The sequence below is a fragment of the Patescibacteria group bacterium genome (genome assembly GCA_041651355.1).
Classification (GTDB): domain Bacteria; phylum Patescibacteriota; class Patescibacteriia; order Patescibacteriales; family UBA12465; genus JAPLVX01.
On the sequence record JBAZJK010000001.1, the window covers coordinates 78807 to 93740 of the forward strand.

Consider the following 14934-nt stretch of genomic DNA (forward strand, 5'->3'; position numbering starts at 1 on the left):
TTGTATGTATAACCATCAAGAACTTGAAAAAAAATGGCAAAGGATCTGGCAGGAGCAAGATCTGTATCATACTGATGATAAGCGCCAGAAGCCTAAATATTACGTTTTAGACATGTTTCCCTATCCTTCGGGGCTTGGTTTGCATGTCGGCCACCCCAAGGGTTATATCGCGACCGATGTCTTGGCGCGCCTCAAGATGATGCAGGGTTTCAACGTCCTTCATCCTATGGGTTTTGATGCTTTCGGCTTGCCGGCGGAGAATTATGCCCTGAAGAATAAGGTTCACCCTAGGGTCTCTACCGCCCAGAATGTCGCTAATTACAAGAAACAACTAGAAATTATCGGCTTAGCCTATGATTGGCAGAGAGAAATAAATACCACCGATCCAGAATACTATAAATGGACCCAATGGATGTTTATCAAGATGTGGGAAAAGGGTTTGGCCTATGAATCATATGAACCGATAAATTGGTGCCCCTCCTGCCAGACTGGTTTAGCCAATGAAGATTTAGAAAATGGCCATTGCGAACGTTGCGGCAGTCTGGTCGAACAAAAGCCTTTACGACAGTGGGTCTTGAAAATTACTAATTACGCGGAAAGATTATTGAATGATTTGGATAAACTGCCCGATTGGGAAGAAGCGACTAAAGACATGCAGCGGAATTGGATTGGACGGAGCGAAGGAGTTGAGGTTAGTTTTCTAATCAAAAACAGCCCAGAGCAGATCAATGTTTTTACCACTAGAGTAGATACGATTTTCGGTTGTACCTATCTCGTCTTGGCGCCGGAGAATCCTTTGGTAGAGCGCTTATCTTCGCAGATAAATAATCTAGACGCAGTCCGCGCCTATGTTAACGAGATTAAGAATAAAAGCGTTTTAGAGAGAACGGATTTAAATAAAGATAAGACGGGGGTCCTGTTAAATGGTATTAAAGCCATTAATCCTTTTAATCAGGAAGAACTAGATGTTTTCATAGCCGATTACGTTTTAAACGCTTATGGCACTGGCGCAGTGATGGCGGTGCCGGCTCACGATGAACGTGATTTTGCCTTTGCTCAGAAGTATCAGCTTAAAATCAAGACGGTGGTCGTACCGGAAGACACTTTGATCCCCAGAGTCCATGAGGCCTATACTTCAGATGGCTTGTTGACCGACTCAGGGGAATTTTCTCGTCTCAAGTCAGAAGCGGCTCGTGCTAAGATGCTTAGATGGTTAAAGAATAGAAAGCTGGGCAACAAGAAGATTAATTATAAATTAAAAGATTGGGTCTTCTCCCGTCAACGCTATTGGGGTGAACCGATCCCTATGATCCATTGTCCGGCCTGTGGTGTGGTACCCGTGCCTCTTAATCAGTTGCCAGTCGTTTTACCGGAGGTGGAATCATATGAACCGAGCGGTACTGGAGAATCGCCTCTAGCCAAGATAGATTCCTGGGTTAATGTCGCTTGTCCAAAGTGCGGCGGCGCGGCCAAGAGGGAAACTAATACCATGCCGCAATGGGCCGGATCGTCTTGGTACTATTTGCGATATATCGATCCCAAGAACAAAGAAGAATTTGTGAATCGTCGCCAAGAAAAATATTTTTCTCCGGTTGATTTCTATGTTGGCGGCGCTGAACACGCTACCCGTCATCTAATATATGCTCGTTTTTGGCATAAATTCCTTTATGATCTCAAGCTAGTTAAATATCCTGAGCCTTTCCTAAAATTAAAGCACGTCGGCTTGATTTTGGGAGCTGATGGGCAGAAGATGTCGAAGCGCTGGAATAATGTGGTTAATCCCGATCAAGCGGTGGCTGATTTTGGAGCCGACGCCCTAAGAGTTTATGAGATGTTTATGGGCCCTTTCGAGCAAGTCGGAGTTTGGAATAACCAGGGCTTGGTTGGCGCGAGGAAATTTTTAGAGAGGGTAAGCCAATTGTATGAAGATAATCTACCAATCAAACCAGATGGCAGTATTCTTGGTAGATTACATAAGACTATTAAGAAAGTAGGCGCGGATATAGCTGACTTTAAATTCAATACCGCTATTTCCAGCTTGATGATTCTGGTCAATGAAATTTCTGATTTTAAATCTAAGGAAAAGGCTTGGCCTTTATCTCAAGAAGATTGGTGTAAATTCATAGCGCTTCTTGCGCCCTTCGCGCCGCATCTTTGCGAGGAACTATGGTCGCAGCAAGGGAAGACTGACAGCATCTTCCGGTCTGTTTGGCCTAAATTCAATAAAAAACTGATCAAGGACGAAATAATTTCTTTGGTCGTGCAGGTTAACGGTAAATTAAGGGCGACCTTGAAGGTGGTCTCAGATATTTCTGAATCGGAAGCTAAGGAGGCCGCCTTAGCTGATGATGGCGTGAAAAAGTGGCTAGAGGGAAAAGAGATTATTAGGGTCATTTTCGTGAAAGGGAAGCTCTTGAACATTGTTGTTAAATAATCCTCTAAATACAAAAAATCCCCCAATCGGGGGACTTTCGTGGTTTGCAAGTAGCAACTTTTAATCTAACCGAAGTTTAGCTAAGACAATATTACATTATTTATTGGTAAAAGTCAATCCATTAGTGGACCCGCGGGGAATCGAACCCCGAAACCAAATTGCTAAACTTCGGTTTGTAGCCACTTACCGGGCCCAGGCCATCAGTCTAGCACTTGGGGCCTAAATTATTTCTAAATTTTTATTAGCATCTTTAATCATGGATATTTCTGCTAAGACAAAAGAGCTCTGCCGTTTATATCAGATAAAGCCCAGTCGTTCTAAGGGGCAAAATTTTTTAATTAACGAAGCGGTTTATGAAGAAATAATCCGGAGTGCTGATTTGAAAAAAACCGACGAGATTCTAGAAGTCGGTCCGGGTTTGGGTTTCTTGACGGCGCGTTTAGCCGCTAAATCTAAAAAAGTAAGTGCCGTCGAGTTGGATGATAAATTAGCTTCTTTCTTGCAGGCAGGCTTGTCTGCTCAAGAAGTTAAGAATGTCCAAGTTATCAATACAGATATTTTACAGTTCGATGAAGCGCAGTTAGGCCAGCCTTATAAGATTGTGGCCAACCTGCCTTATAATATTTCCTCCTTTTTTTTAAGGAAATTCCTCAGTACTGATTTCCGTCCAGAACTCATGGTTCTTCTGCTACAGAAAGAAGTTGCCGAAAGAATCGTCGCCTGGCCAGGCAAGATGAGCCTTTTGGCTGTGTCGGTACAGTATTACGCCCAAGCGGAGATTATAAAGATTGTGCCGCCTGGAGATTTTTGGCCGGCACCGCAAGTAGAAAGTGCGATTATCAAAATCAAGCCCAATCCAGACGGCTTGAAATATAAGAACCGGGCGCAAGTTGACGCTTTTTTCCGCTTAGTGAAGATGGGTTTTAGCGCCAAGCGAAAAATGCTTAAAAATAACTTGGCCGCCGGCCTAAAACTTGAGGCTAAAAATCTAGAAGAGGTTCTTGTGTTTAAAGGATTTAATCCTAAGGCCAGGGCGGAGGATTTGAGCGTCGCCGATTGGCAGAAATTATTTGCGGCTTTAGCGCCTTTTATGTTATAATAAGCCTAGATTAATCTTTAGGCTTTCATTTTTTTAAGGGAAATCTGCGAAGCCAATTTTTATATATTTTTTTATGTTGGCCAGTAGTCAATCCGATAAAAATATTTCCCAGACCGCTAATGATTCTAAGGCTCTTCCGCCGCAACAACGCTGGGCCGTTATTTTGTTATCAGCCCTTGGCTTGTCAGTCATAATATTTTGGGCTTGGCAGTTTAAATCGCGGGTTAGCGGTCCCTTCCAGATACCCGAGAATAAGGATAAATATGCGGCTATCGCCAGTTCTACTGATTTGACTAAAGATACGGATGGCGATGGCCTAACCGATTATGAAGAAAGCTCTGTTTACGAGACCTCTCCTTATTTAGCTGATTCCGATAGCGATAATATAAATGATGGCCAAGAGATAAAGCAGGGAACTAATCCAAATTGCCCAACTGGGCAGACCTGCGGCCTAGAAGCGATTGCGCCTCCTTCAGCCAGCTCTTCTAATATCTTGGGTGAAACGACCGCCTCGGAAACCGATGTGACTTTAGAAGAAAAATTAGTTAACGGCGATATCAGTCCGGCTGAGTTGCGCCAGCTCCTCTTAGATAATGGTGCCGACCAAGCATCTTTAAGCCAGATAAGCGACCAAGATTTGTTGCAATTCTATCAAGAAACCCTTCAATCTCAGATGAACGCTAGTTCGTCTCTGCCCGCGTTATCACAATAAAATCTTTATAAAAACATGTCTCAAGATTTTAAAAGTCAGCCGAAAAATCCAAATCGTCAGGCTTTTTTTAGTTTTAGAAAAAAGATTGTCAGCGCCATATTCCTCTTAGCCTTCGGTGCCTTGGTTTTTGGCGTTCAGAATGTCAGGGCGCAACTAGTCACTACCGACCCTGGGTCTACAGCCGCGACGGTTGTCCAAACGAGTAAGGATATAATGAAAACAGTAAAGGATACTTGGTGGAATAAAATGGTAAAAATTTTGACCAGAGCCGGCTCGAAGGCTTTTAATGTAACTTTAAGAAGGGCTCTTAATAAAGTTGCCTATGATTATGCCACTGCTTTAGGTTCTGGAGATTGGGGGCAACAACCTTTATTCCAAGCCAGGAATTGGGGTGATTATTTTTCTGATATTGGAGATGAAGCCGCTGGTGAATTCATTGAAGGCTTCGCCAATGATTTTAGTGAAGAGAACGCTAAACTAACCAAAGAACTTAACACCCAAGAAGTTAATGCTCATAATGATAGGGCTAATTGTCTTAAGGCCTGCGAAGAATCAGCAGGCAGCGGAGCTTTGATGGGGGGAGATTACAGCCAACTTTTAGCTCAGTGCCAATCAGGCTGTATGTCTGCATATGATGCCACCATGGGGCCAATCAAAGAGAAAGAAAAAAGCTTGGGACAAAATAATCGCCCAATCGCTACCTGCCAACCGTCCTCGATTGATGTCAAACTGAAGATCGCTTTAGGTTTAGCTCAGGTTAACCGTCCCGCCGCCCCCAACTGTTCGGCTACAGAAATGATTAATAATTGGGGTAAGTTAGCTGATAACTATCCTGATAAGTTAAAAAGTTTCAGTAGTCCAGACTATTTAGCTAAAACTTTGCCCAACATCTTTAATCCGGTTTCTAATGATTTAGGCATCGCCTTGACTCTGAGAAGTGATTTGTTGAGCAAGCAGGCTGAAAAAGATGCAAACGCTAAATTACAAGCCTCTATCGGTCAAGGTTATACGGATAAGCGCAATATCGCTGGCAATTTAATCAGTATTCCTAACAAGTCACGCATGGATACCGAAGCTTCTGGGCAGATGTATGCCGAAAATTTTGGCCAGTATACTGGCGACGCTTTCATTGATGCGGCCAATATTTTTATCAACCAAGCCGCTTTGACAGCTTGGAATAAATTGATGGCTTCTTTAGCTGAAAAGGCTAAAAAAGGCAATGATAAAGATAAAGATGACCCTTGTGCATCAAACCTCAACTCTGAAGCTTGTTTATTCTGTACTAAAAATCCCAATGATCCAAGCTGTCGAAAAACTACCAAGGTAGCTGGATGCAACCCTCTCACCGACCCAAGTTGTGCTCCGGTCAGCTATGCCGAAGGCAATGTCCAGGAAGCGGCCTCGGTTTTAATCAAGCCTAGCTTTACCACTCAGGCTGATTATGATATTTTGCCCAGTTTGAGCACTTGTGTCGATCCGAATAACCCTGGTCCGACCGAGTGCGTTATTGATGAGCGCTTCTTGCAGGCGGTAACGGAGAAAAAGACTGTGGCTGAAGCCATAAAAGATAATTTTTTGAATAAAACCTGGCTCTTAAGCGGTAACAGCAAGGACTATAACAGTTATAATATTAGGAACATCAGTATTTTAAGAAAATATAGAATTTTACCGGTCGGCTGGGAGGAAGCAGCTAACAAGATTGCTAAATTAAATAAGAAAGCCAGTTTAATGGATTTGGTTTCTTGCTTTAACCCTAATGATGAATATAACGAATTTGGCAGCCAGTTCGATGTCCGCGACCAAGCTTGGTGTGAAGGTTTAGTTGATCCTAACTGGGTTTTGAAAGCACCTTTGAATTATTGTCGTAAACAAGGATCCGGCGGTCAGATTAGGGATTTACAGATCGTTCCTGGGCAATCAGGCCAGGGAGCTATTTCTGATCTGCCCAGTTCTCTGATTGTCAGCCGGGCGGACGAATATTGTGCCGATGAACAGTCATGCATCAAAGAAAAGGCCGATGGCAGCTGTGAGGCCTATGGCTATTGTAATACAGAAAAACGGACCTGGTCTTTCGGCCAAGATGCTTGCGAACCTATCTATAATACTTGCCAGACTTTTACCAAGGCTAACGGATCTTCGGTCTCTTATCTAAAAAACACCTTGGATTATGGTACCTGTAATGCTGATAATGCTGGTTGCCAAGCCTATTCTTGGTTTGGTTCATATAACTCAAGCAACGGACAAGTAGCTTGGGATATCGCTAAGCAGATTTACTTAAATGATAAGGCCGGCGTATGTTCGGCTAATGAAGAGGGCTGTACGGCTCTATATCGGGTAAAACCGAGTTGGGGTTCTAATTTAATCATGAATGCTAATTTTGATAATGACCAAATTGGTGATACTTCTGATGATTTGGCGCAATGTACTACCTTGGGATCTCATTTAAATGATTGGTATTTTAGGAGCATGAGCTCTTCAGCTAATAATTGCAACGCCGAGATTTTTGACGCTTCAGGCTTGTCAGTTAATGGCAAGGCCCTTAAGCTTTCAGCCCAGTCTGGAGATATCGGTATCTATTCCGGAGATAATCATTCTTTACTGCCCGATGATTTTTCTTTCTTGAGCGGGCAATCATATACATTTAGCGCTGATGTCTATCTCGTTTCTAGCAGCGGCGTCAGTCTCTGGATTGGGGATGATGCAGCTATTCCTAGCAATGCCGCTTCCACCAGCCAAAAAGGCTCTTGGCAACACCTTAGTTTCACCCGGAGCGCTCTGGATAATATTAATGATCCGGAGTTCGCGGTCAGGGGTGAAGCGGAATCCGGTTCGGTGGAATTTTATATCAAGAATCTTAAGTTCGAATTAAGTGATTTTGATACCGGCTACAGGTTGTATGGCGCCTATAAAGTCTATGAAAAAGTTTTGCCTCCATACCTTGAAGCCGCTTGTTATGTAAATGCCGGCTCGGGCGTTAGTGATTATACTTTAAAGCCGAATGCTCCTAGTATTTGTTCTACTTTTGCCCGTAAGTGTAATAAGAATGAAGCTGGTTGCGAACTTTATTCCTCTTTGGATAATTTCGCTATCCCGGCCCAGACCGTTCCTGCTGATTATTGCCCCGGCGAATGTTTAGGCTATGATACCTATGTTTCCAAGCAAAGTTATTTTAATTCACCAGCGGCGGAAAATCTTATTCCTAGAACAGCTCGTACTTGTACAGCTGCTAGCGTCGGTTGCAGCGAATTTACCAATTTAGACGAAACGGCTCGGGGAGGAGAGAATAAAGAGTATTATTCTTTCTTGAAGCAATGTATCAAACCGGATCCTAATGCTTGCGGTGATTTCTATGTTTGGCAGAATGGCAATGAGAGCGGCTATCAACTCCAGGCGTTAAGCTTAAAGATCGATACGGCCGACCAAGATCCTTATACGGTTGAAGATGATAGTGCTGCTTGTAGTGAAACAGTCTATAATTCTTTACCCGGTGATCCGAATTATAATCCAGATTGCCGCCAATTCTACAATAAGGCCGGTAATGTTTCATATCATTTAATCTCTAAGACGGTCAGTTGTTCGGATGAATGTAAAACTTTCCGCATGTCGGAAAAGAACATCGATGCTACTATTGTAAACCAGGCGGCTTGTAATGCTAGTAACCAGAGTTGGGATGCGGTTAATAACGTTTGTTATTCCTGCTTGAGCGGCGGCCAATGGGACGCCGGCCAGCAGGCCTGTCTGTATAAAGCTATTCCGAGCGAAGGGACTAAGTGCAGCGCTCAAGAAAACGGTTGCCGTGAATTCAACGGTAATCGCGGCAACAATTTACGTCTAATCCAGACCTATGATTTCGAAAATGGCATTTCTCCTTGGGAAACCGATGACGCTACCGCTACTTCCAGTCCGGACTCGAATAATAAAGACGGCAGTTCGATTAAGATCGATCCGAGCGGCATGGGAGGAATCAAGACTACTCTCGGCTATATTATAAATAGCCAAGCTTCTTATGTCATTAAATTTTTAGCCAAAGCGGAAAATACCACCAAGATGAGAATTTCCTTATCTAATAATGATGGCGGAGTCAGCGTCTTTGGTCCGGCTAATCCCGATAGCTTAGAGCTTAAGGGCGATAACAGTTGGCACAGCTATCAAATCAATCTTAATGTCTTAAACCACGAAGTCAGCAGTGAAGAGTACTTGCTCTTAGAGGTGGACAATATTGTTAAGCTCGATAATGTTGTCTTACAGGAAATTAGTGATAAGTATTATCTAATCGCGCGTTCCAGCGCTATTCCGGATATCTGCTATTATGACATGTTGGATAAATTTCAAGGCGCTGATTATAATCTGGGTTGTTCCGCTTATGCTGATCGTAACGGTGTCCAGCATAATTTGCATCAATTCAGTCGCCTGTGCCAAGATTCGGCCGTCGGTTGTGAAATGATGATTAATACCTATAATTACAGCCCCTATAACAGTCGGCTCTTCAATGATCTTAACGACAATAAAGTCTGTGATAGTAATGAGCCTGATTGCGTCAAGGTTAAGCAGGATGGCATCGTTTACGCCGTTTTCGATAAGAGCAAGCAATGTAATAGCGCCGACCAAGGCTGTTCGTTGTTTGGCCAAGCCCAGAAACAAGGCGTGACTTGGTATTTTAACAATGTCTATAAGAAAAATAATCCTGACAGTTACGATCAGTCCCTCTGCCGCAGCGGCGATGTCGGCTGCGCTAAGTGGAGTGATGATAATGGCGGCGAAAGCTACTTTAAAGATCCCGGCCTTAATGCCTGTGTCTATCGCAATGCCGCTAGCGGCAGCGGTAAAGATTGGTTCCGCATTCCAGTCAAGCGTTGCGACCTTAATGACGATGGCCAGATCAAGAATGTTAGCGGCGCCAATGAGTCTGCCGGCAGTCTGTGTTTTAGTGATACTGATTGCAGTGATGGTCACAAGTGTTTAGTGGACAATAATGATTACAGTTGCAGTTCTTCTTATCTAAAGACCATCGGCTACGGCGGGGTTAATAACCGCATCCCTACTCCTGATGGATCGGCTGGTTTATGCGAGGCCACAGCTTCTGGCTGTACAGAGTATATTGACCCGGTTAGTAAATTTTCTAGCAATTTAGTGATCAATCCTAACTTCGAAGATACTAATGGCGACGGCAAGATAGGGGACGGTTGGACTACTTATACATATGGCTCCGAGATTTTCTATAAACAGAGAATTTCTATCCAAGCTGGCCGCCTGTATAAATTCTATTTCTCCAATCCGGTAAACAATTTTGCTATCAATTTCAAATGTGATGAAGATTTCCGGGCTCTAGGACCTGATAACCAATTCAGCGGACCGCAAAAGAGCTCAAAGGTCTTGGCTAACAGCCCGCTCCTATTCTTATCCCCAATCAATAATACTTGCGAGATAAGGGAGGGTAAGGCTGATAGAAGTTTTGAACTTAAAGAAGCGATTGTCAGTTATCAAAAACAGAATGAAGTTGACCAGAAAAGCTGTAATGGAATAGTTAATTTTGAAAATGGTTGTGTTTTATTCAACGAAAGGAGCCAATCTGGGTCCAAGCCTTCAAGCCTTTTGGGCGCGTGGGATGCCGGAGCTAGCCGGGATAAGAATTCGCCTGCTGCTTGCGGGACAACCACGGTTTCTAACGTTAGCCAGTCTTGTGAAGATACTTGCTATCCTCTAGCCGATATATCCTTTAATACCTGTAATACTAATAAACTGATTAAGGTCAGACCTGACCGAACTTGCGGCGCCTGGTTAGATTGCAGCTCCTATGCTATCGATCCGGAAACCAAGGAAAAGACTTGCTATGCCGTCAGCCAATGCGATCGCTTGGATGATAAGAAGGAGTGCGCTAGTTTCGTTAAGGCGGCGGCTACTTCCACTTCTATCCATAGTTTCAGTTTTGGCAGTGACAAGAATTCGACTGGTTATTCCTTGTTAGATAAATACTATCTGCCTAACATGAAGGAGGTTGGCAGTGATATTGGCTGGCATGTCGACTTTGAAAGCAAAGCAACGCCATTGTCGTGCCGTAAGCTTAACACCTCTAACACCTTCGGGACCTGCGTCTTTGATAAAAATATTAATACCGACAGTATCGTGAGCGAACCAGAGAACGCCCCGACCGATTACCCGGCTCATGGCACCGGCTATCTTAAGGTTTTAAGTTTCTATCAGATTTCTCCCATGCCCGGGGCTAGCTGTATCCCCGTAGTCAAAGGTCAAGATTATTATCTAAACTATTTAGTTAATACTAAAAATTCTGGCATCAAGGCGAAGATTATCATCGGAAAATGCAGCGATAATACTCCTGGCGGTAGTCTGACCTCTTATTTAGCTGAAGCTCCTGATGGTTGGGAAAGAAAGGTTAATAAGATTAGTATTCCTAGTAACTTTAATAGTGATGGCATCAGGATTTTCTTGACCTCTGATGCCTTGGATGGCTCGGCGCCAGATTACAAGGAGAATTACGTTTATTTTGATGATTTAAATATCGAACCGGTTTTGAAGGTTGGTTCGGGCGCGAACGATTATATCGCCAAAGAGTGCCGCCTGTATCCCAGTAATGACAGTTTGACTTGTCTGAGTCGGGGAGAAAATGTCATTAGCGACGGGCTTTATGGCTATTGTCTGGAACATGATAAGAATAATAAGAACGTCTGCCTGCTGTGGTATCCTTTGGATAGTATTAGCGCCGGAGTGAATCGCAACAACAAGATCAGCGGCTATAAAGGAACTTTCCCCTTAAATTATTGCACGGAAATGAATGGTAATTTCAATCTATTAGAAAACAGAAAGACGGTCTTTATGGGGTGTTTTACTCATAATACCGGGGATAATTGGAACCGTTGTTATCTTAATTCTCCCGCCGGCGGGACTCTCCATGCGATAACCAGTGGCTCAACTGCTGCCAAAGAAGTGGGCGATTTTTCCTGGGCTTGTAACGTGGGTAATACTGGTAGCGATGCTTCTAGTATCTTCTATAATCAGGACAGCGATATCGCCAGCCTATGCGGTAATAACGATTACTGGATCTTTAAGCGTCAGATAGGTGGTAAGGCCGCTACTTTCTGCGTCCCGACTTTTTATAACGGCTGGCCCTCATCAACGATTACTACGGACTATCCTTATGTTGGCCAAGAAAACGTAGTGGCGGAAAAACCAACATCCCAAGAATTTTCTTGTAACTCGGGAACAGATTCCTTTTCTATGAGCGAAGGTTGGTGGCCCTATAACGGCATGAATAATAAGGGAAATGTGGATGAATCAAAAAATATAGAGAACCCGATCAGGGTTTGGGATAATATAGCTAAGCCGAGAGATCCGCGCGATCTTAAGTTCGCCCCTTTGAGTAATAATGACAAGGAAAGTAACTATGACTTAGTCTGTAATAAGTTTACCCAGTTGGTAGATTTGAATGGCTATAATATGTCCTGGGTCGACCGTTTGAGCAAAAATTCCGCTTATCCTACTTCGACGCCAGATTTTTTCAAGTACGGTGCCAATACCTATAAGAATGCGCCATACAATTTGATCGGCTATGGTCGGAATCGGGAATCCATTCCTTTCGGGGCCGCTATCTTGCCGGCGAATGTAGATATTTTCGGTTTAACAGCGATTAAGTTCCGCGATCAATATTCAGAGAAGAACCAAGAGGACATCTTAGCCGGACGACCCTATGGTTGCGTGGGTTCTGGTTGTAGCAACATCGGCTCTTGTAGTCTAAACCCCAACGTGTTCTGTCTCTTAGCCCAAGAACAGGATGGGAAGGGTTATCTGGCCAGCCGATCCTGTTATGGCGGCGCTTATGGTAAATGCGAGCCGATTTGGCAGAAGCCTTTACAGGTTAGTGGTGTGGGGACGGTCCAGAAAGATTATGAAAATATCTTAAAAACCCTGTTTATCAAGAGTTATGCCGCCTATGATTTAAGTGGTGGGACCTATAATTATGGCAGCTATAACTTCAATCATTCGCAAATGGCGCCGAGCGCTGATCGTATTCCTTTGTGTCCTAGTACTACTGGCCGCCCAGCCGATAATAGCGACTCTTTCTGTGCCGTCACGCCCGTCATCGAGAATGCGATGATATCTTCCAATAGCAATCCGGTCAGCGTTCCGTCTTCCGGCGTAGTCAACATTGCCAGCGCCGGCGTGTATCGCTTGGATTTCAATACTACGATTGATAAGGAACAGCAACCCCTACGGGATATTTATATCGATTGGGATGACGGTAATATCCAGGTGATTAATAATCAGGATAGTCGTCCGAGTCCAGCTAGCCCGCATCGGATTTATCACTATTATTCCACGACCGGCAACAAGACCTTGAAGTTGGCAGTTTATGACAATTGGGGAATATATATAAATGCCTTTGCTCAACCAATCAAAGTGGAAGAAGTTTCTAATTCAACCCTTTTGAATATAGTGGAATAAGAAATAGAAAGTTATATTTTTCAGTAAACGCCCCAAAATTGGGGCGTTTTTGTCTTTACAAAGGCTTTTTTTGCCTGTATGATGGTCTTATAAATATTTAAACATATGTCCAATCATCCAAGAGTTTTAATAAAAGACTTAAGCCAAAATTTCGAGAAAACTGTATGCATCAAGGGTTTTGTTGATAGCCTGCGCGATCAAAAGAAATTCGTTTTTTTAATCCTAAGAGATGGAAACGGCCAGGCACAGATTTTCTGCGATAAAGATGGTAAATTTGATGAAATATTAGAAAAAATTACTCCAGAATCAACTTTGGAAATAACGGGAAAAGTTGTTAAAAATGAGTCGGTTAAGCTTAATGGCCTAGAGTTGATTCCGGAAGAGATAAAGATTCTGAGTTTAGCGGCCACTCCTTTGCCGATCGATGCCGCTACTAACCTGAACGATCGTCTGGATTGGCGTTTTTTAGACTTGCGTCGAGCTGAGAACCTCTTAATTTTTAAACTCCAAACTTTGGCTGAAAAAGCGATGCGTGATTTTTGGCAGGAAAGAGGCTTTATTGAAATCCATTCCCCCAAGTTGATGGGAGCGGCTAGCGAATCAGGCGCTGAATTATTTGAAGTAAAATATTTTGACGGCAAAGCCTATTTGGCCCAGAGTCCCCAGTTCTATAAACAAATGGCAATGGCAGCTGGGTTTGATAAGGTATTTGAAATCGGTCCGGTCTTTAGGGCTAACCCCTCCTTCACCTCCCGCCATGATACGGAATTCACTAGCATTGACGTGGAAATCGCCTGGATAGATTCGGTAGAAGACGTTATGAAACTGGAGGAGGAATGGCTAAATTATATTTTTTCTCGGATAAAGGAAGGGCTAGGGGAAGAGATCAAAGCCTTATTTAATATTGATATCGAAGTGCCCAGTTTGCCTTTCCCAAGATTAAAGATGAAGGAAGCTAGAGAAATAGTCACTAAGTCCGGACATAAGATCGGTCCTGACTACGAGGGGGAACTAGACCCTGAAGGTGAAAAGATTGTAGCCGAACACGTCAAGAAAGAATTAAACCACGATTTTGTTTTTGTGACCGATTATCCAGCAGCTATCCGGGCTTTCTATCATATGCGGGACGAGGATAATAAGACGACTTTAAGTTTCGACTTACTTTATAAAGGTTTAGAGGTGACTACGGGAGCGCAAAGGGAACATCGCTTAGATGTTCTAACCAGGCAAGCCGAGGAAAAGGGAATTTCTCCGGCTGCCGTCCAATTCTATCTTGATTTCTTCAAGTTCGGCATGCCACCGCACGGCGGTTTCGGTTTCGGTTTGACTAGACTGATAATGTTAATGCTTAACCTAAAGAACGTCCGGGAGGTCACTTATATTTATCGCGGTCCTAACCGTTTATTTCCTTGATCATATTAAGTCAGTAGTATTTATAAAAGAGGCTATAAGCAGCCTCTTTTATTTTTGCCTTTTCTTGTGATTTATTGTAAAATAAAGACAAGAATGGCCTGTTAAAATCTCTTTGCCTGTTGTATAATTAGCTTGTATTCAAGCTATTAGTATTTTTCCAGGCCTATGTCCATTGACGAACAACTTTTAGCCGCTTCTAACGAGTCGGAATCCGCTGGTCAGCAAGATACATCTAGCGATCCAGGCGCTTTTCGTGAAGATAAAAGAAATTCAACTCCTAACGGACCAGATGGTAACACGGGTGATAGCGGCCAGAGTTTTAGGATGGCTAAGCAAGCCGCTAAGAACCAGGCGAAAGATCAGGATGAGTCCAGTGGCCTTAAAGGGGCAGCCATGGATAAGGCAACCGCTCCTGCTAGAAAAGCGACTGGTTCTTGCTTGAAACAAGCTTGGTTGAACGCTCCGGAAACCTTTGGCTGTACTCTGGCCTGGGTTAATATCCATGTTTTTTTGCGCCAGGTATTGGGTAAGAAATTATTCGGCCCCTTGGGCTCAGAATGGTTGCCTGGGGAAACGCCGTTTGCGGGAGCTGATAAAACCGGGGCGAGTAAAAGCTTAGAAAAAGGGATGCAATTAGGGGAGGGGTGCTTGTTGGTAATACTTGATCTTGGCTGCCTAATAATACTCATAGTGACGATCGGAGGCATAGCCGCTGTCCTTTATCTTTTAACCCACCCGGGAGAGGTTATAGGTGCAGTTCTAAATGCGGTTTGGGATCAGGTTACTTCTTGGGTGTCCGGTATATTTTCATAGTTTCAA

The 14934-nt window shown here is 43.5% G+C and carries 6 protein-coding genes and 1 tRNA gene; 6 read left to right on the plus strand and 1 reads right to left on the minus strand.

Annotation, left to right across the window (positions count from 1 at the left end; genetic code table 11):
• Nucleotides 1-4: 4 nt before the first annotated feature.
• Nucleotides 5-2434, plus strand: coding sequence for a leucine--tRNA ligase (gene leuS / locus WC441_00380; protein MFA5162967.1), 2430 nt, complete (start codon nt 5-7; stop codon nt 2432-2434).
• 125 nt (nt 2435-2559) lie between these two features.
• On the opposite strand, the gene WC441_00385 is transcribed toward leuS, so the two are convergent.
• Nucleotides 2560-2628: transfer RNA gene (locus WC441_00385), tRNA-OTHER, on the minus strand.
• Between the two features lie 62 nt (nt 2629-2690).
• On the opposite strand from WC441_00385, the gene rsmA reads away from it, so the two are divergent.
• The 5 genes from rsmA (at nt 2691) to WC441_00410 (ending at nt 14928) form a co-directional block, all read left to right on the plus strand.
• The gene (gene rsmA, locus WC441_00390) at nt 2691-3533 is read left to right on the plus strand and encodes a 16S rRNA (adenine(1518)-N(6)/adenine(1519)-N(6))-dimethyltransferase RsmA (GenBank protein MFA5162968.1); all 843 of its coding nucleotides are present in this window, start codon (nt 2691-2693) and stop codon (nt 3531-3533) included.
• A gap of 73 nt (nt 3534-3606) precedes the next feature.
• Nucleotides 3607-4245 carry a hypothetical protein gene (locus tag WC441_00395; GenBank protein ID MFA5162969.1) on the plus strand — a complete coding sequence of 213 codons (639 nt, stop codon included), beginning with the start codon at nt 3607-3609 and terminating at the stop codon, nt 4243-4245.
• A gap of 15 nt (nt 4246-4260) precedes the next feature.
• Nucleotides 4261-12702, plus strand: a complete 8442-nt coding sequence (locus WC441_00400; GenBank protein ID MFA5162970.1) for a hypothetical protein — start codon at nt 4261-4263, stop codon at nt 12700-12702.
• A gap of 105 nt (nt 12703-12807) precedes the next feature.
• Complete coding sequence (gene aspS, locus WC441_00405; GenBank protein ID MFA5162971.1) at nt 12808-14115, plus strand: aspartate--tRNA(Asn) ligase; 1308 nt, start codon at nt 12808-12810, stop codon at nt 14113-14115.
• 165 nt (nt 14116-14280) lie between these two features.
• Nucleotides 14281-14928 (plus strand): hypothetical protein, encoded by a 648-nt coding sequence (locus tag WC441_00410; protein ID MFA5162972.1) that lies wholly within the window; start codon nt 14281-14283, stop codon nt 14926-14928.
• The last annotated feature ends 6 nt before the right edge of the window (nt 14929-14934 follow it).